Consider the following 20,349-nt stretch of genomic DNA (forward strand, 5'->3'; position numbering starts at 1 on the left):
CACATGGCTGATGTCGTCTTCACCAACGTCCGCATCCTCGACGGCACGGGGCAGAACCCCTACTCCGGCAGCGTGCTCGTGCGCGGCAACCGCATCCGCCAGGTCGGCCGCAGCACCGCGCCGATCTCGCCCGGCGGCGCGCAGATCATCGATGGCGCTGGCGCCACGCTGATGCCCGGCATGTGCGAGGCCCACACGCATTTTTCCTGGAACGACGCGGCCTCGCTGGCCGCCATCCAGACCATGCCGCTGGAGGAGCATGTGCTGTGGTGCGCCAAGGTCGCCAAGCGCTACCTGCAGGCCGGGTTCACCTCGTGCGTGGGCGCGGCCTGCGCCAAGCCGCGGCTCGACGTGGTGATTCGCAACGCGATCAACGCCGGCCAGATCCCCGGCCCGCGCTACCTCGCGGCCAGCCAGGAGATTACTGTGCTAGGCGCCCTCGGCGACGAGACGCTGCCCCACCTGCCCTTCCCCGAATTCAGCTTCGGCGTCAACGTCAGCGGCCCGGACGAGATGCGCAAGGCGGTGCGCATGTTCCTCAAGTACGGCGTCGACTCGATCAAGCTCAACCTCTCGGGCGACAACTTCACGCCGCAGTCGCCTTCGGAGACCGCGTGGATGCTCGACGAGGAAGTCGCCGCCGCGATGCGCGAGGTCAAGATCCGCGGCAAGCGTGGCGTGGCGCATGCGCGCTCCTCGGAAAGCGTGAAGCAGGCGCTGCGCCACGGCATCGACCTGATCTACCACGCGAGCTTTGTCGACGAGGAAGCGCTCGACATGCTCGAAGCCGCCAAGGACCATGTCTTTGTCGCGCCCGGCATCGCGATCCTCTACGCGATGCTGTACGAGGCGGAGCCGTGGGGCATCACGCACGCGATGGCCGTGGACATGGGCTACCAGATCGAATGGGAAGCCGCCTGCGTCTCACTCTCGAAGATGCACAAGCGCGGCATTCGCGTCCTGCCGGGCGGCGACTACGGCTTTGCCTTCACGCCGCACTGCCAGAACGCGCGCGACCTGGAGTTCTTCGTCAAGTACCTCGGCTTCACGCCGATGGAGGCGATCCGCTGCACCACGCTCTACGGCGGCCAGATCATGATGAAGCCGGACGAACTCGGCGTCATCAAGGACGGCTACCTGGCCGACCTGCTGCTGGTCGATGGCGACCCGCTCGCCAACCTGTCGATCCTGCGCGACCCGAAGCGGATCCTGGCGGTGATGAAGGACGGCGAGTTCGCGAAGGCGCCGGAGATTGCGTCCCAGCGGCAGTGGGAGCGGGCTGCGTGAGCAAGAAGAGCTGGTTCTTGTGGCTGCTCTTCGGCGTGCCCATCGCCGTGTTCGTCGTCTGGGCGCTGTGGGACAACTACACGCTGTTCTTCAAGACCTTTCTCAACGGCCTGACGCTGGCCTCGCTGTACTTCCTTGTGGCGAGCGGCTTCACGCTCGTGTTCGGCCTGATGCGCAACGTCAACCTGGCGCATGGCTCGCTCTACCTGGTCGGCGCGTACATCGGCTGGTATGTCGGCGAGCACACGGGCTCGTGGGTGCTGGCGGTCATTGCGGGCTTTCTTTCGGCGGCGGTGCTGGGCCTGCTGATGCAGGTGCTGATCTTCCGGCACATGCAGGGGCAGGACCTGCGGCAGACGCTGGTGACGATTGGTCTCTCCATCGTGATGGCCGACATCGCGCTGTGGATCTGGGGCGCCGAGATCTACACCTTCGACCCGCCCTCGTGGATCTACGGCTCGACCACGCTGCCGCTGGTCAACAAGTTCCCGACCTACCGCATCTTCGTGTTCGTGGCCTCGGTGGTGATCGGCGTCGGGCTGTGGCTGATGCTCACGCGCACCCGCATCGGCATGATGATCCGCGCCGGGGTGGATGACCGGGGGATGCTGGCGGCATCGGGCGTGAACGTGCAGCGCGTGTTCGCATTGACTTTTGCGATCGGCGCGGGGATGGCCGGGCTGGCAGGTGTGGTGGGTGGCACGGCGCTGTCGATCTCGCCGGGTGAGGACACGCGCTACCTGCTGGCCTCATTGGTGGTGGTGATCGTCGGTGGCATGGGCAGCGTGGTGGGCGCGGCCATCGGGGCGCTGCTGATCGGCCTGGCGGAACAGTTCGGGCTGGCCTATGCGCCGACCTACAGCGTGGTCTTCACCTTCGTGATCATGGTGGTGGCGCTGGCGTTCAAGCCGCGTGGGCTGATGGGGAAGAACACATGAGTGCCGCCAAATGGCGACGCGCGATGAACTCGTCGGCCACGGCTGCCGATCTGTCGCGGGCGGCGCGAGGCACAGCGATCGTGCATCCCATCGGCACGCAGCCCACAGCCTCATCCGCGCACGCACCAACCGAATCCTGGTCCCGCTGGCGCGCCTCGATCCGCGCCATCAAGTGGCGGCACGCCATCGTCCTGGCCTTCGTGCTCGCCTACCCCTTCTTCGCATCGCCCTTCTTCACCTTCCAGATCGGCGCGCAATCGCTCGCACTGGGATTGATTGCGCTCTCCCTCACCTTTCTCGGTGGCTACGGCGGCATGGTGTCGCTGGCGCAGATGACGGTCGCGGGCTTCGCGGCCTACATGCTCGCCATCTTCGGCACCAGCAGCAATGTGGCCATCAGCCTCGGATGGCCGTGGTGGCTCGCGCTCATCGTCGCGATCTCGCTGGCCACGTTGGTTGCCGCAGGCATCGGCTGGCTCTCGGTGCGCACCGAGGGCATCTACACCATCATGATCACGCTGGCCGTGGGCGTCGCCTTCTTCTACCTGGCCCAGCAGAACTACACCGTCTTCAACGGCTTCCAGGGCTTCAGCAAGATCGCGCCGCCGGTGCTGTTCGGGATCGACTTCCGCGACCCGATGCCCTTCTACTTCGTGGTGCTGGCCTGCTCGCTCGCCGGCTACTTCTTCGTCAAGCACCTGATCCGCGCACCGTTCGGCATTGCGCTGCAAGGCATCCGCGACAACCCGCGCCGCATGCTGGCGCTGGGCTACAACGTGACGGCGCATCGTGTGGCTGCCTACGCGGTCGCAGGCTTCCTCGCGGCCATCGGCGGCATCCTCATGGTCTGGTACAACAACCGCATCTCGCCCGGCACCGTGGGCACCGGCGCGATGATCAACATCCTCATCATCGCCGTGCTCGGCGGCATGAAGCACCCGATCGGCGCCTTCATCGGCGCGATCGTGTTCGTGCTCCTGCAGAACTTCGCCATCGACCTGGTCGACCGCGAACGCTTCAACCTCGTGATCGGCGGCGTGTTCCTCGCCATCGTCCTCTTCTCCCCCGACGGATTGCTGGGCCTGTGGCAACACCTGCGCAACCGCGTCGACATGCTTTCCCCCAACCGCGGCAGTGGCCGCATTCATCGATGACAAGAAGGAGCGAGACATGAGCAGAGGCAATCGTTTGTTCGCGCGCAGCATCGTGGCTGCCGCGGCGTTGATCAGCATGGGCGGGCTGGCCCAGGCGCAGGAGGTCCTGAAGATCGGTCTGCTGGCATCGCTGGAAGGCCCGTTCGCGGCGCCCGGCCAGGACGGCATGCGCGGCGCCGACCTCGCGCTGAAGGAAAAGAACGGCATGGCCGGCGGGAAGAAGATCGAGTTCATCAAGGTCTCCTCCGACGCCACGCCGGACAAGGCCGTCAACTCCACGCGCAAGGCCGTCGAGCAGGACAAGGTGCCGATCATGATCGGCCCGCTGTCGGGTGACGAAGGCATCGCGGTGAAGAACTATGCGAAGACGCAGCCGAACGTGACCTTCATCAACGGCTCATCGGGCGCGCAGGCCGCGACCTGGGGCGACCCGGCGCCCAACTTCTACCGGTTCAACACCGAGGGCGCGCAGTGGATGGTGGGCCTTGGCGAGCATGTGCTGGCCAAGGGCTACAAGAAGACCTACCTGATCGCCGAAGACTACGGCTTCCCGTATTCGCAGGTGCAGGGCTTCATGGCCAGCTACTGCGCCAAGGGCGGCAAGGTGGTGGACAAGGCGTGGGTGCCACTGGGCACCAAGGACTATGCCTCGGTGATCGCGAAGATTCCCAAGGACGTCGACGCGCTGGTCGTGGTGCTGGGCGGCTCGGATGCGGTGAACTTCCTTACGCAGTACGAGCAGGCCGGTGGCGACAAGCCGATGGTCGGCGGCTCCATCACGGTGGACCAGACGGTGCTCAACTTCAAGGGCAAGCGCCGCGAGTCGCTGCTGGGCACGGCGTCGGCCGGGCCGATGGCCGATTCGATCGACACGCCGGAGTGGAAGAAGTTCGTGGCCGACTACAAGGCCAACTTCAAGGACGGTTTCCCGAGCCCGTCGCTGTTCGCCTACCTCTACTACATCAACACCAAGGCGACGCTGGACGCGCTCGATGCGGTGAAGGGTGATTTGTCGAACGGCCAGAAGGCGTACCGCGAGGCCTTGCAGAAGACCAACTTCAAGGGCCCGGCCGGCGACGTGAAGATCGACGGCAACCGCAACGGCGTCGGCACCACCTACATCACCGAAGTGACGAAGGCACCCGATGGTTCCTTCTACAACAAGGTCGTGAAGTCGGTGCCCAACATCACGCAGACGCTGGGACTGCCGGAAGCGGACTTCAAGAAGATGGGCCTGGGCACGCGCGACGTGCCGGATTGCCGGACCTGATGGCCTCGATCACCCCGCTCAGGCCCCGCGCGACGCACCGCGCTGTAGCCGGCCCGCACACCGTTGCGGGCGGCAGCGGCGCACAGCTGCTCTCGGGCGACGCGCTGCGGCTGGACGGGGTGACACGCGCCTTCGGTGCGCTGAAGGCGGTCGACAACATCTCGCTCACTGTCACGGCGGGCCAGAAGTACGCGATCCTCGGCTCCAACGGCGCGGGCAAGACCACGCTGTTCAATGCGATCACCGGCGACTTTCCGCCGACGGCCGGTCGCATCCATTTCTTCGGCGAAGACATCACGGACCTGCCGCCGCATGACCGCATTCGCAAGGGCATGCGGCGCACGTACCAGTCTTCGCTCTTGTTCCGCGACCTCACGGTGCGGGACAACCTTTTCCTGGCGGTGCGCGGCGTGGCCAGCGGCCGCTTCAGCTTCCTGCGGGCGCGGGCCAACAATGCCTCGACGCGGGCCACGAATGACCTGCTGGAGCGCGCCCGCCTCACCCACATCGCCGACGAGCGGGTCGCCAACCTGGCGCACGGTCAGCAGCGGCAACTGGAGATCGGCATGGCGCTGGCCGGTGCACCGCGGCTCATCCTGTTCGACGAGCCGGCTGCCGGACTGTCGCCGCACGAGCGGCGTGAACTGGTCGCGCTGCTTGGCTCGCTGCCGGCGCACATGAGCTTCGTGCTGATCGAGCATGACCTCGACATCGCGCTGCGCGTCGTGGACCGCGTCACGGTGATGCACAACGGGCGCGAACTGCGCACCGGCACGCCCGATGAGATCGAGAACGACGCGCAGGTGCAGGCGATCTACATGGGGAGCAAGCACTGATGGCCTGGTTTGGCGGCAGCGATCGGGACAAGGGCGATGCCATCGCCGGCAATGGCCCGGTGCTGGTCGTCGATGGGCTCGACGTGTACTATGGCCGCGCCCACGCGCTGCAAGGCGTGAGCCTGACGCTGGAGCGGGGCGTGCTGGGCATCGTCGGGCGCAACGGCATGGGCAAGACCACGCTGTGCAACGCGATCACCGGGCTGGTGCCGGCGCGTGGCAGCGTGCGGCTGGCGGGTGAGGAGATCCTGGGCATGGCGCCCAACGAGATCACGAAGCGCGGCATTGCCTATGTGCCGCAGGGCCGGCGCGTGTGGCCCTCGCTCTCGGTCGACGAAACGCTGCGACTGGTGGCCAGCAAGCGGCGCGATGTGGACCGCGTGTACTCGATGTTCCCGCGCCTGGCGGAGCGGCGCAGCAATGGTGGAGCGCAACTGTCGGGCGGCGAGCAACAGATGCTCGCCATCGGCCGCGCGTTGCTGCTCAACCCCAAGCTGCTCGTGATGGACGAGCCCACCGAAGGCCTGGCGCCGGTCATCGTCGAGCAGGTGGCGCAAGCGTTGCGCGACCTGGCCGCCGAAGGCAGGATCGCCGTGCTGCTGATCGAGCAGAACCTGGGCGTTGCGATCTCGGTGGCCGACCGCATCGGGTTGATGGTGAATGGTCGGATCGCGCAGGTGATGCCGACCTCGCAACTGGCCGCCGATCGAGAGTTGCAGGAGCGCTTGCTCGGCGTTCGTTCAGGCGGGACGGACGAAGAGGACGATCCACAGGCCGAGCCTCGTGACATCGCCGCCGCGGCGACGACGCAGGTCTTCACGGTCCGCCGTGCGCATGGCGACGGCGCGCCCTCGCTCGACGACGTGGCGCCCGGTACCGTGCGTGGCTTCACGCGCTGGAACGCGGGTGGCACGGCCGCGCCCGTTGCCGACATTCCACGGCAAGCCTCGATGGCACCGGCACCTGCGTTGACGCCCGCCGCATCAACGTCCACCGCAACCCCGGCCGCCAGCGCATCGCCCCGCGTCTTCGAATTCCCCGTCGCCGCCAGCAGCGCCCGCTCCGCCTACGTCGCCGGCACCTTCGACACCAAGGGCCGCGAACTCGCCTTCCTGCGCCAGTGCCTGGAAAAGCTCGGCATGCGCGTCGTCACCGTCGACCTCTCGACATCAGGAAAGCCCTCCCCTGCCAGCGTCCATCCCCGCGAGGTGGCGCGCCACCACCCGCAAGGCGAATCCGCCGTCTTCGGCACCGACCGTGGCATGGCCATGACCGCGATGGCCACCGCCTTCGAGCACTACCTGCTCACGCGCCGCGACATGGGCGGCATCATCTCCGCGGGCGGCTCCGGCGGCACTTCGATGGCCACGCAAGGCATGCGCGCCTTGCCCATCGGCGTGCCCAAGATGATGGTCTCGACCATGGCCAGCGGCGACACGCGCCCCTACGTCGGCCCGAGCGACATCTGCATGATGTATTCGGTGACCGACGTGCAGGGCATCCATCGCATCAGCGAACTGGTGCTGGCGAATGCAGCCAACGCGCTGGCCGGCATGATCGCGCACCCGCCCGTGACCTCCACCGTCGCCAAGTCGGCCATCGGCCTGACCATGTTCGGCGTGACCACGCCCTGCGTGCAGGCCGTGACGAAGAAGCTCGAGGACACGTACGACTGCCTCGTCTTCCACGCCACCGGCGTCGGCGGCCAGTCGATGGAGAAGCTGGCCGATTCGGAACTCATCGTCGGCGCCATCGACGTCTCCACCACCGAGATCGCGGACGAGATCGTCGGCGGCACGCTCTCGGCCGGGCCGACCCGGCTCGACGTGTTCGCGCGGCACGCCCTGCCCTACGTCGGCTCCTGCGGCGCGCTCGACATGGTCAACTTCGGCGCGTGGGACACGGTGCCGGAACGCTTCAAGGGCCGCAGGCTCTACCGCCACAACCCGAACGTCACGCTGATGCGCACGACGCCCGACGAGTGCCGCCTCATCGGCGAGTTCATCGCCACCAAGCTCAACGCGATGCGCGGCCCGGTGCGCTTCCTCATCCCCGAAGGGGGCGTCTCGGCCATCGACAAGCCCGGCCAGCCTTTCCACGACCCCGAAGCGGACCGCGCCCTGTTCACTGCCATCGAGACCGGCTTCCGCACCGGCCCGGATCGCAAGCTCCAACGCCTGCCGCTGCACATCAACGACGAGGCCTTTGCAGATGCCCTGGTCGCCGCCTGGAACGATGTGTCGTCGCGATCGGCCACCGGCATGCGCCGCGCCTGAACAACAAGACCACAACAGCGAGGAGAACCCAGCACCATGCCCCGCATCGCACGCACCACCTTGCTGGAACGCTTCCGGGCCAAGATCGCGGCCGGCCAACCGCTCATCGGCGGCGGCGCCGGCACCGGGCTGTCGGCCAAGTGCGAGGAAGCGGGCGGCATCGACCTGATCGTCATCTACAACTCGGGCCGCTACCGCATGGCGGGGCGCGGTTCGCTCGCGGGGCTGATGGCCTACGGCAATGCCAACGAGATCGTCTGCGAGATGGCGCACGAGGTGCTGCCTGTCGTCAAGCACACGCCGGTGCTGGCCGGCGTGAACGGCACGGACCCGTTCATGATCCCGGAGGAATTCCTCCAGCGGATCATCTCGCTCGGCTTCTCGGGCATCCAGAACTTCCCGACCGTCGGGCTCATCGACGGCACCTTCCGCGCCAACCTGGAAGAGACCGGCATGGGCTACGGGCTGGAGGTGGAGCTGATCGCTAAAGCCCGCGCGCTCGACCTCTTGACCACGCCCTACGTCTTCAGCGAAGCCGAAGCCCGCACCATGGCCGGCGTGGGGGCCGACATCATCGTTTGCCACATGGGCTTGACCACGGGCGGCGTGATCGGCGCCGACACCGCGCTCAAGCTGCCCGACTGCGTGCCATTGGTCAACGCCTGGGCCGCTGCTGCGCACGAGGTGAACCCGCAGGTCATCGTGCTGTGCCACGGCGGCCCCATCGCCACGCCCGATGACGCGGCCTACATCCTCGCCAACTGCCCGAGCTGCGCCGGCTTCTACGGCGCGAGTTCGATGGAGCGCCTGCCCACCGAGGTGGCGCTGACCGAGACCACGCGACGCTTCGTCGAGATCGCGCGATAGACGACACACCACTGGATCAATGGAGACGACACCCATGTCAGGCGCTCAATTCGGAAGTTTCATCCTCGGGCTGATCGTGGTCGCGATCGTCGTCGCGATCGCGGTCTGGCTCCTGCACTGGCTCTACCTGCGCAGCTCGAAGGAACGCGCCTTCGTGCGCACCGGCCTCGGCGGGCAGAAGGTGGTGCTCGGCGGCGGCGCCTTCGTGCTGCCCATCGTGCACGACGTGATCCCGGTCAACATGAACACGCTGCGCCTCGAAGTGAGCCGTGGCCGCGACAAGGCGCTCATCACGCGCGACCGCATGCGCGTGGACGTGATCGCCGAGTTCTATGTGCGCGTCGCGACCAGCGAGGAAGCCGTCGCCGCTGCAGCGCAGACCCTGGGCCTGCGCACCATGGAGCCCGAACAGTTAAAGGAACTGGTCGAAGGCAAGTTCGTCGATGCCCTGCGCACCGCCGCCGCCGAGATGACGATGGAAGAACTGCACGAGAAGCGCGGCGCGTACGTCAAGCGCGTGCGCGATGCCGTGGCCGAAGACCTCACCAAGAACGGCCTGGAACTCGAAGCCGCCTCGCTCACGCAACTCGACCAGACCGGCATGGAGTTCTTCAACCCCAGCAACGCCTTCGACGCCGAGGGCCTGACCCGCCTCACCGAACAGATCGAACATCGCAAGAAGCAGCGCAACGACGTCGAGCAGGACACGCTCATCGCCATCCGCAACAAGAACCTGGAAGCAGAGAAGCTCTCTCTCGACATCGACCGCGAGAGCGAACACGCGCGCCTGGCGCAGCAGCGCGAGCTGGAGATGGCCCGTGCGCGCCAACGCGCCGAAGTGTCGACCGAGCGTGCCCAGCGCGAGCAGGAGGCGGAGAACGCGCAGATCGTTGCCAAGCAGAGCATCGACACGGCGCGCATCCGCTCGGAGCAGACGATCGAGGAAGGCCGCATCGGCAAGGAGCGCGCGATCCAGAGCGCAGAGATCGAGCGCCGCACCTCGCTTGAACTGGCCGAGCAGCAGCGCGCGATCTCGGTGGCGCGCGAGAGCAAGGCGCAAAGCGAGGCGGTGGCAGAGGCCGAGGCGGCGCGTGCACTCGCGGTGTCGGCGGAGGAAAAGGTCTTCACCGCCCGCGAAGTCGAGATGGCCGAGCGCAAGAAGGCCATCGACTTGATCGCCGCCGCGCAGATCGCCGAACGCGACGCGCTGCGACTCACCTCCTCCGCGCAAGCCGAAAGCGACGCGAGCACCGCCCGCGGCGCCGCGGTACGCGCCCAGGCCGAAGCCGATGCGGACGCCGAGAAGATCCGCTCGATGGCCATGCGCGTGCGCGCCGAGATCGAGGCCGACGCCGCCCGCATGATGAACGAGGCCCACAACATGCTCACGCCTGAGGCGCGCATGTCCGCCCTTCGCATGAAGCTGGTCGAGAAGGCCGAGGCCATCATCCGCGAATCGGTGCGGCCGATGGAGCGCATCGAGAGCATCAAGATCATGCACGTCGACGGCCTTGGTGGCTCGCAGGGCGGCGGCTCCGTCAATGGCGAGGGCGGAGGATTCGCCGATGGCATGGTCAATTCGGCCTTGCGCTTCCGCGCACAAGCGCCGCTGGTCGACCAGTTGCTGCGCGAGATCGGTATCGAGGGCGGCGACATCCAGCGCCTGGTCGGCGACGCCAGCGGCTCGCAGGCCGCACTGCCCGCTGCCGTCAAGAAGGAATAGCGCGTGGTCAATGTCTACACGTCAAGCGTCATCGATGCCAGCGCCGACAACGTCTGGTCGCGCATCCGCGACTTCAACGGCCTGCCGAAGTGGCATCCGCTCATCGCCGACAGCCGCATCGAAAACGGCCAGCCGGCCGACCGCATCGGTTGCATCCGCCACTTTCACCTGAAGGACGGTGGCATGATCCGCGAGCGGCTGCTGGCCCTGTCGGACTATGACTACAGCTGCACCTACGAGATCCTCGAAAGCCCGATGGGCGTCACCGGATACGTCGCCACGCTCAAGCTGACGCCCGTGACCGATGGCGCTCGCTGCTTCGCCGAATGGAGCGCCGAGTTCGAATGCGATGCCGGCCGCGAGCGCGAGCTGACCGAGTCGATCGGCAACGGCGTCTTCCAAGCAGGCTTCGACGCGTTGAAGCGGTCCGCGCGCTGAAGCCTCCCATCCGAGACCGCGCCTGGAAGGTCATCCCCCATGAAGCGACTCAAGGAATTGGCAGTGGTCTGCGCGCTTGGCCTCTGCGCCGCCAGCGCGTGGTCCGAACCCATGAAGCTGCCGCCGTTGAAGAAGCAACGCACCGTGGAGAAAGTGATCGCCGAGCACCTCGATGCGCTCAACCACTCCGACTGGAATCGCCTGATGGCGCAGTACCCGGCCGATGCGCAGATCCACCTGCCCAACGGGCAGGTCGTCAAGGGTCGCGCTGCTGTCGGCGAGTTGTTCGCGGGCTTCGTCAAGGCGCCGCCGGACGGCTTGAAGGGCATCCGCTTCAGCAAGGTCAGCGGCATCCAGGTGGGCGACACGATCGCCATGAACTGGAAGGCAGAAGCCGACTTCCTCGAGGAGCCCTACACCGGCTCCGATGCGTACATCACGCACAACGGCCTGATGGCCGCGATGGTCAGCACCTTCGACGGCAGCAAGCTCAAGTTCAAGAAAAAATAGACCCGCCGCATGCTGCAGAAAGTCGTCCGCTCCACGGTCATCGACGCACCGATCGAACGCGTCTGGGCCGTGCTGCGCGACTTCAACAGCCACGACCAGTGGCACAGCGCCATCGCGGAGAGCCGCATCGAGGGCAACGAGCGCAGCGACCAGGTCGGCTGCGTGCGCAGCTTCACGCTGAAGGACGGCAACCGCATCCGCGAGCAACTGTTGACACTGGACGACACGCAGCACAAGAGCACCTATTGCATCGTCGAGGCCACGCTGCCGCTGCAGCGCTATGTGGCCACGGTGACGCTAAAGCCGGTGACCGATGGCAACCGCACCTTCTGGCACTGGGAGTCGACCTTTGCGACGCCGCCGGGCATGGAGCACGAATTGCGCGAGACCGTGGCCCAGGGCGTGTACGAGACCGGGTTCGACAACCTGCGACAGCATCTGCTGCGGGGCAGCGACATGCAAGCGGGCCGCGGCGGCGCGATGCCGACCGCCCTGCCCGCGCCGACGCGACGCGTGGTGCTGACACTCTACGGTGGCCCGGAGGAACTGCGCGCGGAGAACGCAGAGGCCGCGCCACCGCGCGCCGGTGAAGTCCGCATCCAGCAGCGCGCCATCGGCATCAACTACCTCGACGTGTACCTGCGCCGCGGCTGGGTACCGCAGATGCTGCCCGTATCGGCCAGCTCGCCAGGCGTGCTGGGCATGGAAGCAGCGGGCGGCGTGATCGATGTCGGCCCCAATGTCTCGGGCTTCCTCGCCGGCGACCGCGTGGCCTACCTCGGCCCGATGCCGGGCGCCTATTGCGGCGTGCGCAGCGTGCCGGCCGAATGGGTGGTGAGCCTGCCTGCCGCCGTGGACGACGAGATGGCCGCCGCGCTGCTGCTCAAGGGCATCACGGCCGACTACCTGCTGCACGACCTGGGCCGCGTACAGCGTGGCACGCGCCTGCTGGTCCATGCGGCTGCGGGTGGCGTCGGACTGCTGGTGTGCCATTGGGCGCGCAGGCTGGGCGCCACGGTGATCGGCACGGTGTCCAGCGATGCCAAGGCCCGCATCGCCCGCGACCACGGCTGCGAGCATGTGATCGTCACCCGGGACTACCGCTTTGCCGACGCGGTGCAGCATCTCTGCGGCGGTGCCGACGTGGTCATCGACGGACTGGGCGACGCGGCCCACGACGAGAACCTCGCCGCCCTCGCCCGCCGCGGTCACTGGATCAGCCTGGGCCAAGCCAGCGGCCCCTTGACGCCGCTGCCACCCGATGCACTGGTGGCCAAGTCGCTGAGCTTCTCGCGGCCCGTGGTGTTCGACTATGTGTCGACGCAGGCACAGTTGGCCGAGCGTGCCCGGCGCGTGTGGAAAGCGCTGGCGGATGGCGACATCCTTCCGCCCCCCATCGAACGCTTCTCGCTCGACGCCGCCGCGCAGGCGCACACCCGGCTCGAATCGCGCGCCACCACCGGAGCGCTCATACTCGTCCCATGAATTCGCCCACCGGAGACTCGCCCATGATCGTCGGCATGAACCACTTCACCATCACCGCGGAAGACGAGCAGAAGACGCTGGATTTCTACACCGGCCTGCTCGGCCTCAAGATCGGCCATCGCCCGGACCTCGGCTTCCCGGGCGCCTGGCTCTACGGCACCGGCCCGCAGGCGGTGCTGCACATGTACTTCGGCCGCCCCGTGCCGGCGCAGCGCACCGGCGTGATCGACCACATGGCCTTCACCGCCCAGGGCCTGCGTGAAGTCAAGGCGCGGTTCGACGCGAGCGGCGTCAAGTACGACCTGCGGCAGCAGGCTGGCGCGGGAACGTGGCAACTGTTCTGCCATGACCCGAACGGGGCCAAGGTGGAGCTGGATTTCGATCCGTCGGAGCAGCCATGAGTTCATGCTGAGCAGGCACGTCGGACAATCCGCCGCGCCTCTGCGTCCACGCCACAGGGCCATGACAATCCTGCATGGCTCCCCTTTCCCCGCCCGCCTCGTCTCCGCCGGCTGAGTTCTCGCTGCGCAAGATCGCCATCCCGGCCTTCGGCCCCTCCCTGCTCTTCGGCATCGGCGAAGGCGCCATCCTTCCCATCGTTCCGCTGACGGCGCGCGATCTCGGCGCCTCGGTATCCATGGCCGCGCCGATGGTCGCGCTGATCAGCATCGGTTCGCTGCTCAACAACATTCCGGCCTCGCTCATCACCATGCGCTGGGGCGAGCGCTGGGCGATCGTCGTAGCGGGCCTCTGGAGCGGCCTCGGCATGGCCCTGTGCGTCTTCACCTCGCACCTGGGCCTGTTCGCGACGGGCTGCCTCATGGTGGGCATGTCGCAGGCCGTCTACAACCTGGCGCGGCAGAGCTACATGACAGAGGCGGTGCCGGTCATGTACCGTGCGCGGGCGCTGTCGACGCTGGGCGGCGTGATGCGCATCGGCATGTTCATCGGGCCCTTCCTCGCGGCCGCTGCGGTGCATGCCTATGGCCTCGAGGCGGCCTATGCGATCGGGATCGCCGGGGTGCTGGGCGCGGCGGCCATCGGGGCGCGCATTCCGGACCTGGAAGCACCCCCGCCCCCGCCCGGTCAGGTCGCGGCGCCCACGCTCGTCTCGACGCTGCGGGACCATCGACGCGTGTTCCTCACCATCGGCATCGGCGTGGTGCTGGTGAGTGCGGTGCGAGCTTCGCGGCAGGCCGTCATTCCGTTGTGGGCCGAGCATCTGGACCTGGCACCCGCAGTGGCGTCGCTGATCTACGGCCTGGCCGGTGGCATCGACATGCTGGTGTTCTACCCCGCAGGCAAAGTGATGGACCACAAGGGCCGGCGCTGGGTCGCGGTGCCGTCGATGGTGATCATGGGCGTGGCCATGCTGCTGATGCCGCTGACCCATGGCTTCGTTACCTTGCTGATCGCCGCATTGGCGATCGGCTTCGGCAACGGCATCGGCTCGGGAATGATCATGACGCTCGGCGCGGACCATTCGCCACGGCATGGTCGGGCCCACTTCCTGGGCGTGTGGCGCCTGATGTCGGACATCGGGTCATCGTCCGGCCCTGCCCTGCTGTCCTTGCTGGCAGCCAGCCTGTCGCTGGCCTTGGGCATTGCCGCCACCGGGCTGATTGCGCTGGTGGCGGCGGGGGTGCTGGCCTACTGGATTCCGCCGGCCCACCGCTGATGCCTGCGCCGGGGGCCAACGGGATGGACGAACAGATGTGAGAGCAAGGCGTCCAACTCCGCATCGGGATGGCCCTCGCCGTTGCCGGCGAAGTCCCAGTTCCAGATCGCTTCCACATCCGGCACCAGCATGTTGTCGAACACCTCGGTGGCGACCCAGGCCAGGTCGATCTTCTGCAGTTTGAAGCGCTCTGAAAGACGCCGCAGGCCGACGGACGGTGGATGGCTGTCAAGCTCCATCCGGGCGACTGCGCGCACTTCGTCCGTCACCTCGAACATCCGCAATCAGCCGGCGGGCTGCTCGATCGGATCGATGGGCGCAACATCCCCCGCCATCTTCTTCTTGCGCACCTGCAGCACGAACGCGACCAATTGCCAGACCACGAAGACCGCAATCAAAGCCATCAAGGTGCCGGAGATCGGACGCTGGACGAAGGTCGCGAAGCTGCCGCGGCTCAGGAGCATCGCGCGGCGGAAGTTCTCTTCCAGCATCGGCCCGAGGATGAAGCCCAGCATCAGCGGCGAGGGGTCCAGTTCCAGCCGCATGAACATGTAGCCCATGAGACCGAAGGCGGCCGTGATGTAGAGGTCTTCCATGCTGTTGTTGACGCTGTAGGTGCCGATGCAGCAGAAGAACAGGATGCACGGGAACAGCACCGCGTACGGGATCTTGAACACCGACAGCCAGTAGCGCACCAGCGGTACGTTCAGCACCAGCAGGAACACGTTGCCCATCCACATGCTGGCGACCAGGCCCCAGAACAGCTCCGGGTGGGCGGCGATCATGTTCGGACCGGGCTGGATGCCCTTGATGATGAAGGCGGCCAGCATCAGTGCCATCACCGCGTTCTCCGGAATGCCGATGCTCATCAGCGGGATGAAGCTGGTACGTGCGGCGGCTTCGTCGGCTGCGGCCTGGCCGGCCACGCCTTCGATGCAGCCGGTGCCGATCTCGTCACGGTACTTGCTGACCTTCTTGTCGATGGCATAGGCCGCGAACTGGGCGATGGTCGGGCCGCCGCCGGGGAGGATGCCCAGGAAGGACCCGATCGCGCTGCCGCGCAATGCGCTCGGAATGATCCGCTTGAACTCGGCCCACGTCGGCATCAGGTTGATCTTGCCGTTGAAAGGCGAGCGCTCCTCGCGCGAGTCCAGGTTCTTGGTCACCTCGGCAATACCGAAGCAGCCCAGCGCAATGCTCACCACGCCCACGCCGTCGAAGAGGAAGGGCAGGTCCATCGTGAAGCGGGCGGTGCCGCTGTTCACGTCGGTGCCGATCTGGCCGAGGAGCACGCCGACCATCGCCATCGCCAGCCCGTTGAGCAGGCTGCCGGTGGTCACGAAGCTCACGCAGACGAAGCCCACGAGCATCATCGCGCAGTAGTCGGCCGGGCCGAACAGGAAGGCGACTTCACCCAGCGTCGGCGCCAGGAAGGTCAGCACGATGATCGCGACGGTGCCGCCGATGAAACTGGACACGCCGGCAGTGAACAGCGCGAGGCCGGTCTTGCCCTTGAGCGTCATCTGGTAGCCGTCGATGCAGGCCACGATGCTGCTCGCATGCGGGATCTTCATCGTGATGGCGCTCACGCTGTCGCCGTATTGCGCACCGTAGTAGATGCCGGCCAGCATGATGAGCGCGCCGGTGGTGGGGATGGAGTACGTCAGCGGCAGCAGCAGGCTGATCGTGGCCAGCGGGCCGAGGCCCGGCAGCAGGCCGACGAGCGTGCCGACGACGCAGCCGATGGCGCAGTAGAGAAGGTTCGAATACGTCAGCGCGTGCTCGAAGCCGAAGGCGAGGTTGTGAAGGGCTTCCATGTCAGTACAGCGGCAGGTTGAGGCCGAGACCCTTCTGGAGCACCAGGGCCATCACGACCAGGCCGGCGGCGATCTTGACGTTGCGCACCCACGAGTAGGTGGTGCCGGCCAGTGTGGAGCAGAACACCAGGAAGATGATCCCGGCAATCATGTTCACGAAGGTCGAAATCACCGCGAGGCCGCAGAGGCTCGCCATGATGATCGCGATGTTCTTGAAGTTGAGATTCATCTTCACCGGGTCGACGAAGAAGGCCCGGATCAGCGAGATGGCGCCGATGACGAACAGCATCGAACTGACCATGGCAGGGAACAACCCCGGCCCCGCCCGGCTGAAGTCGCCGATGGAATATTTCAGCGACGTCAGGCCAAAGGCCAGCGCAATCGCCATGAGGAAAATTCCTCTGAGTATGTTTCTGTTCAGCATAGGCACACCAAGTTTGTCTCCGGTAGTGGGAACCCCATGGCGGTCAAGCCAGGCTGAGCCGGCACTGACCAAAGGGGGACAACTCGATGTTCCTGCGCGGAGCCTGACCGAACTCTGACGGGAACCTGAGGGGAATTACGTACCGTACGGATCTCGCGCCGCGTCAGTGCCGTGCGCGGAATTCGATGGGGCTCAGGCGTCGCCGCTCGCCTTGTCGATCAGCCGGTCCGCATAGTCCTGCCACGGACTCTTGCCATCCAGCCCCTCGAACACGCCGGCCCTTGCCCGCTGCGCGACCCAGTCCTGCTTGCTCGCGGTCGCCGCGGCCATGAAGGGCTCGAAGCCGGCCTCGCGCACCGTCTGCGCCGCCTCGCGCATTTCCTCGGCGCGACGCTTGCCATGCTGCACCACGCGGCTGAAGAAGTAGGCGCCCTGCTTCTCCCAGTCGATCTGCGGAAAGGTCTCCTTCAGCGTCGGCAGCACGTGGTCTTCGACACCGTAGCGGCGCGCGGTGGTGTAGCTCTCGATGACCAGCGCCTCCAGTCCCTTGATCATGATGCTGCGGCTCATCTTGATGGCCGAGGCCACGCCGAGCTTCTCGCTGACCACGCGCGCGTCCATGCCCCAGGTGGCGAGCGTGCCAGCGAGTGCCTCGGCCTGCGGACCGCCGAGCAGCATCGGTACGCGGATCCCATAAGGCGGCACGGAGGTCATCACACCGGCCTCCACGTAGCCGACGCCCTTGGCTTCGAGCACGGCCGCGGCACGCTGCTTGGTGCCGGGCGATGCGGAGTTAAGGTCGAGGAAGCGCATGCCCGCGCGACCGTGCAGCGCTGCTTCTTCAGCCACCGTGAAGGTGTTGGATGCGGTGACGGCCGAGATCAGGAGATCCGCCTCCGCGCACAACTGTTGCATGCTGCCGGCCACGTGCATGCCGTCGGCTTGCGCCGCTTCGCGCGCCGCCGTGCCCGTCGCAGGATCCGCGAACTTGATGTCCCAGGCCCAAACCGAATCGATGTCGTCCTGCTTCGACAGGCCGCGGCCAAAGATGCCACCCACTTCGCCGTAGCCGATGATGCCGAGTGTCAGTGCCATGTCGTGCGTCTCCGTTGGTTCAGGCCGGCTGCATGCCGTGTCGCCGCTTGGCTTCGGCGCTTTCGTCCGAGGTCATGAAGTCGAGCCACGCACGCACCGCCTCGGACTGCGTGCCACCGATGCCGGGCGCCGCGGAGAAGATCGTCGTGATCTGGCTCTCCGCTGGCAAGGGCCCAAGCAGGTCGATGCCCTCGATGCCGATGAGTTCGCTCATCTGCTGGAAGCCCAATGCTGCATCGCCCCGCGCGACCAGCGCACCGACCGGCACGCCGGGGGGCGCCTGCACCAACCGGTCTTGCAACTCGGCCTCGATGCCCCAGCGCTTGAACAAGGCAAGCAGCGCGACGCCGCTGGGGCCCGTCGAGTAGGCCACGCTCGAAGCTTCGCGCACCGCCGTTCGCAAGGAATCGTCGGTGGAAATGTCGAGTCGAGCAGCGTTGCTGCGCACCGCGACGCCCACGTTGGAGCGCACCAGGTCCACCTTGCCGCTTCCATCGAGCTTCCCTGTCGCGACCAGCTTGTCGATGGCGTCCGACGCCAGCGCCACCACGTCGAAAGTCTCACCCGCCGACACCCGCCGCGCGGCCTCGACACCACCGACCGCTTCGACGGACACAGCCACGCCGGTGCGCTGCGCATGCGTCGCCGCGAGTTCTTCCAGCAAGCCCTTCGTGGCCATCGAGCAGATGCACCTGATTGCAGCTTGTGTTGGATTGAATTCCGCAACTGGCCTGGTCAAATGATTCATGACATCCACCGCCCGAAAAGGTGTGAAGATTTCGTAGCGAGGGCGCCGAGGTCGGGCCGAGGAGCGGAACCGTACTCACGTACGGTGAGCACCGCAGGCCCGAGATCGGTGGCCGCAGTAGAAAGATTCATACCTTTTCAATCCGGCTTGATGTTGGCTTCGCGTATCAGCTTGCCATAGCGCGCCGCATCGCTCTTGATCAGCTTGTCGAACTGCGCCGTCGGCCCGGGCAGCGGCACGCCACCGGCCGCCGCCAACTGCTCCTTCACCTCGGGCGATTGGATCGCCTTCTGGACCGCATCGTGCAGCGTGGCCAGGATCGGCGCAGGCAAGCCGGCCGGTGCGACGAAGCCATACCAGACGCTGGCTTCGAAGCCTGGGTAGCCAGACTCCGCCACGGTCGGAACGCCTGGCAAGACGGCGGCCCGATCGGGGCTCATCAAGGCCAGCACACGCAGCTTGCCGGACTTGGCCAGCGGCAACACCTCCAGCGCATTGACCGCCACCACATCGACGTGACCACCGAGCACATCGGTGATCGCCTGCGCGCCACCCTTGTATGGGACGTGGGTCATCTGGAGGCCGGCCGTGTGCTGGAACAGTTCCATCGCGAGGTGCGGCGTGGAGCCGTTGCCCGGCGTGGCGACGCGAACGCCGCCCGGCTTGGCCTTGGCTGCCGCGACCAGTTGCGCCACCGTCTTGATCGACGAACCCTCTGCCACCGCGAACACCACCGGCACCCGGCCGACCAGCGCGATCGGCGTGAACTCACGGTCCAGGTCATACGGCGCCGGCTGGAACAGCGACGGATTCACCGCCAGCGCGTTTGCCGCGAGCAGCAGCGTGTAGCCATCCGGCGCGCTGGTGGTCAGGGCCTTCACCGCGATGTTGGTGCCGGCGCCCGGCTTGTTCTCCACGACCACCGGCTGGCCGAGGGTCGCGGCCATGCGCTGCCCGACCGTGCGCGCGATGGCATCGACCGCGCCTCCCGCGCTGTAGCCGACGAGGATCTTGATGGGTCGGCTGGGGTAGGCGTCGGCCGCGCTTGCAACCGTGCAGAAAGGCAGCAAGGCGGCGAGCGCCAGCGCGCAGCGGGCGAGGAATGAGTGCATGGCAATGTCCCGGATCGAGTTGTGGGGTGACGCGACAGGCATGGCGCCAATCGATGTGCCCAGTGTCGATTCCGTTGAAGCCGAGTGGAGTGAATTCGGCTTGTCCTGCCCTCACACTTTTTTATCGCAGCGGCATGACTCGGAAGCGCCGCCCGCTGAAAAACGGCGCATGAATGCGGCTCATGAATGCCCGGCGTAGGACTGCTCGCGATTCGCGTCCATGTACATCTCGGACACGATGAGCCAGCGGCCGTCCGCGTGCCGCTGCAGCACGCGGATCGAATGGTTGTCGCGCTCCTCGATCACGCCGCCAGTCAGCAGGCGCTGGCCTCGGATGCGCAGATGGCCCGATACGGTCACCGTCTCGGCGTTCAACACCCGCAAGGTGATCTCGGGATCGGCGACGAGCGTGCCTGCGTTGAAGTTGGCATCAGCGAAGAGGCCGCGGAGGTACGCGACGATCTCGGGACCACCGCGCTTGCGACTGCCGAACGCATTCACCCAGTCCGCATCGTCGCTGTAGACGCCGGTGAGGCGTTGCGCGTCTCGCGCGGTGAAGCCTTGCTGGAGCGATCCCAGCGTGCGGGCGATGGCTTGCTGGTCTTGCGCGGACAGGTGCACACGCGATGCGGGGTCGAGGTGGAGATTCATGGAAGCACCTTGGAGTGGAAGATGCCTGCACTGTAGGCAG

19 protein-coding genes and 2 pseudogenes are annotated in these 20,349 nt (G+C 66.6%); 14 read left to right on the plus strand and 7 right to left on the minus strand.

The window, feature by feature from the left end:
* Positions 1 to 3: 3 nt before the first annotated feature.
* The 14 genes and pseudogenes from WKW79_RS02655 to WKW79_RS02720 all read left to right on the plus strand — a co-directional run bounded on the left by WKW79_RS02655 (position 4) and on the right by WKW79_RS02720 (position 14,462).
* A complete protein-coding gene (locus tag WKW79_RS02655; RefSeq protein ID WP_340333540.1) occupies positions 4 to 1,287 on the plus strand; it encodes a metal-dependent hydrolase family protein in 1,284 nt (427 codons plus the stop codon).
* On the plus strand, positions 1,284 to 2,225 hold the full coding sequence (locus WKW79_RS02660) for a branched-chain amino acid ABC transporter permease (RefSeq protein ID WP_340333541.1): 942 nt from the start codon (positions 1,284 to 1,286) through the stop codon (positions 2,223 to 2,225). The genes WKW79_RS02655 and WKW79_RS02660 overlap by 4 nt, the downstream gene beginning before the upstream one ends.
* Positions 2,222 to 3,379, plus strand: a complete 1,158-nt coding sequence (locus tag WKW79_RS02665; protein ID WP_340333542.1) for a branched-chain amino acid ABC transporter permease — start codon at positions 2,222 to 2,224, stop codon at positions 3,377 to 3,379. Before WKW79_RS02660 ends, WKW79_RS02665 begins: the two co-directional genes overlap by 4 nt.
* A 16-nt stretch (positions 3,380 to 3,395) precedes the next feature.
* Positions 3,396 to 4,649 carry an ABC transporter substrate-binding protein gene (locus WKW79_RS02670; RefSeq protein ID WP_340333543.1) on the plus strand — a complete coding sequence of 418 codons (1,254 nt, stop codon included), beginning with the start codon at positions 3,396 to 3,398 and terminating at the stop codon, positions 4,647 to 4,649.
* The gene (locus WKW79_RS02675; protein ID WP_340333544.1) at positions 4,649 to 5,485 is read left to right on the plus strand and encodes an ABC transporter ATP-binding protein; all 837 of its coding nucleotides are present in this window, start codon (positions 4,649 to 4,651) and stop codon (positions 5,483 to 5,485) included. Before WKW79_RS02670 ends, WKW79_RS02675 begins: the two co-directional genes overlap by 1 nt.
* A pseudogene (locus WKW79_RS02680) lies at positions 5,485 to 5,991 on the plus strand (ABC transporter ATP-binding protein); the annotation flags it as partial. The gene WKW79_RS02675 and the pseudogene WKW79_RS02680, both read left to right, overlap by 1 nt.
* A 561-nt stretch (positions 5,992 to 6,552) precedes the next feature.
* Positions 6,553 to 7,761, plus strand: a pseudogene (locus tag WKW79_RS02685) (Tm-1-like ATP-binding domain-containing protein); the annotation flags it as partial.
* A 36-nt stretch (positions 7,762 to 7,797) separates the two neighbouring features.
* A complete protein-coding gene (locus WKW79_RS02690; protein WP_340333545.1) occupies positions 7,798 to 8,628 on the plus strand; it encodes a phosphoenolpyruvate hydrolase family protein in 831 nt (276 codons plus the stop codon).
* Between the two features lie 34 nt (positions 8,629 to 8,662).
* Complete coding sequence (locus WKW79_RS02695) at positions 8,663 to 10,351, plus strand: flotillin family protein (protein WP_340333546.1); 1,689 nt, start codon at positions 8,663 to 8,665, stop codon at positions 10,349 to 10,351.
* Between the two features lie 3 nt (positions 10,352 to 10,354).
* A complete protein-coding gene (locus WKW79_RS02700; protein WP_340333547.1) occupies positions 10,355 to 10,789 on the plus strand; it encodes an SRPBCC family protein in 435 nt (144 codons plus the stop codon).
* Between the two features lie 39 nt (positions 10,790 to 10,828).
* Positions 10,829 to 11,299: a nuclear transport factor 2 family protein gene (locus tag WKW79_RS02705; protein ID WP_340333548.1), complete on the plus strand. Its 471-nt coding sequence runs from the start codon at positions 10,829 to 10,831 to the stop codon at positions 11,297 to 11,299.
* A 9-nt stretch (positions 11,300 to 11,308) separates the two neighbouring features.
* Positions 11,309 to 12,784, plus strand: coding sequence for an SRPBCC family protein (locus tag WKW79_RS02710; RefSeq protein ID WP_340333549.1), 1,476 nt, complete (start codon positions 11,309 to 11,311; stop codon positions 12,782 to 12,784).
* A 23-nt stretch (positions 12,785 to 12,807) separates the two neighbouring features.
* Entirely contained in the window at positions 12,808 to 13,185 is a 378-nt protein-coding gene (locus WKW79_RS02715) for a VOC family protein (RefSeq protein WP_340333550.1), read from the plus strand.
* A gap of 74 nt (positions 13,186 to 13,259) precedes the next feature.
* On the plus strand, positions 13,260 to 14,462 hold the full coding sequence (locus WKW79_RS02720) for an MFS transporter (RefSeq protein WP_340333551.1): 1,203 nt from the start codon (positions 13,260 to 13,262) through the stop codon (positions 14,460 to 14,462).
* Here the strand turns inward: WKW79_RS02720 and WKW79_RS02725 are convergent.
* The 7 genes from WKW79_RS02725 to WKW79_RS02755 form a co-directional block, all read right to left on the minus strand.
* Positions 14,435 to 14,740, minus strand: a complete 306-nt coding sequence (locus WKW79_RS02725) for a hypothetical protein (RefSeq protein ID WP_340333552.1) — start codon at positions 14,738 to 14,740, stop codon at positions 14,435 to 14,437. The genes WKW79_RS02720 and WKW79_RS02725 overlap by 28 nt on opposite strands.
* A 6-nt stretch (positions 14,741 to 14,746) precedes the next feature.
* Positions 14,747 to 16,279: a tripartite tricarboxylate transporter permease gene (locus WKW79_RS02730; protein WP_340333553.1), complete on the minus strand. Its 1,533-nt coding sequence runs from the start codon at positions 16,277 to 16,279 to the stop codon at positions 14,747 to 14,749.
* 1 nt (position 16,280) lies between these two features.
* Positions 16,281 to 16,667, minus strand: coding sequence for a tripartite tricarboxylate transporter TctB family protein (locus WKW79_RS02735; RefSeq protein WP_340333554.1), 387 nt, complete (start codon positions 16,665 to 16,667; stop codon positions 16,281 to 16,283).
* A 228-nt stretch (positions 16,668 to 16,895) separates the two neighbouring features.
* Positions 16,896 to 17,798 (minus strand): DUF1932 domain-containing protein, encoded by a 903-nt coding sequence (locus tag WKW79_RS02740; RefSeq protein ID WP_340333555.1) that lies wholly within the window; start codon positions 17,796 to 17,798, stop codon positions 16,896 to 16,898.
* Positions 17,799 to 17,817: 19 nt separating this feature from the next.
* A complete protein-coding gene (locus tag WKW79_RS02745) occupies positions 17,818 to 18,477 on the minus strand; it encodes a substrate-binding domain-containing protein (protein ID WP_422823788.1) in 660 nt (219 codons plus the stop codon).
* 206 nt (positions 18,478 to 18,683) lie between these two features.
* Positions 18,684 to 19,658 carry a Bug family tripartite tricarboxylate transporter substrate binding protein gene (locus WKW79_RS02750; protein WP_340333557.1) on the minus strand — a complete coding sequence of 325 codons (975 nt, stop codon included), beginning with the start codon at positions 19,656 to 19,658 and terminating at the stop codon, positions 18,684 to 18,686.
* 180 nt (positions 19,659 to 19,838) lie between these two features.
* A complete protein-coding gene (locus tag WKW79_RS02755) occupies positions 19,839 to 20,309 on the minus strand; it encodes a YybH family protein (RefSeq protein ID WP_340333558.1) in 471 nt (156 codons plus the stop codon).
* Positions 20,310 to 20,349: the final 40 nt, after the last annotated feature.

Origin of the sequence: Variovorax robiniae, assembly GCF_037889955.1 — a bacterium.
GTDB lineage: Bacteria > Pseudomonadota > Gammaproteobacteria > Burkholderiales > Burkholderiaceae_C > Variovorax > Variovorax robiniae.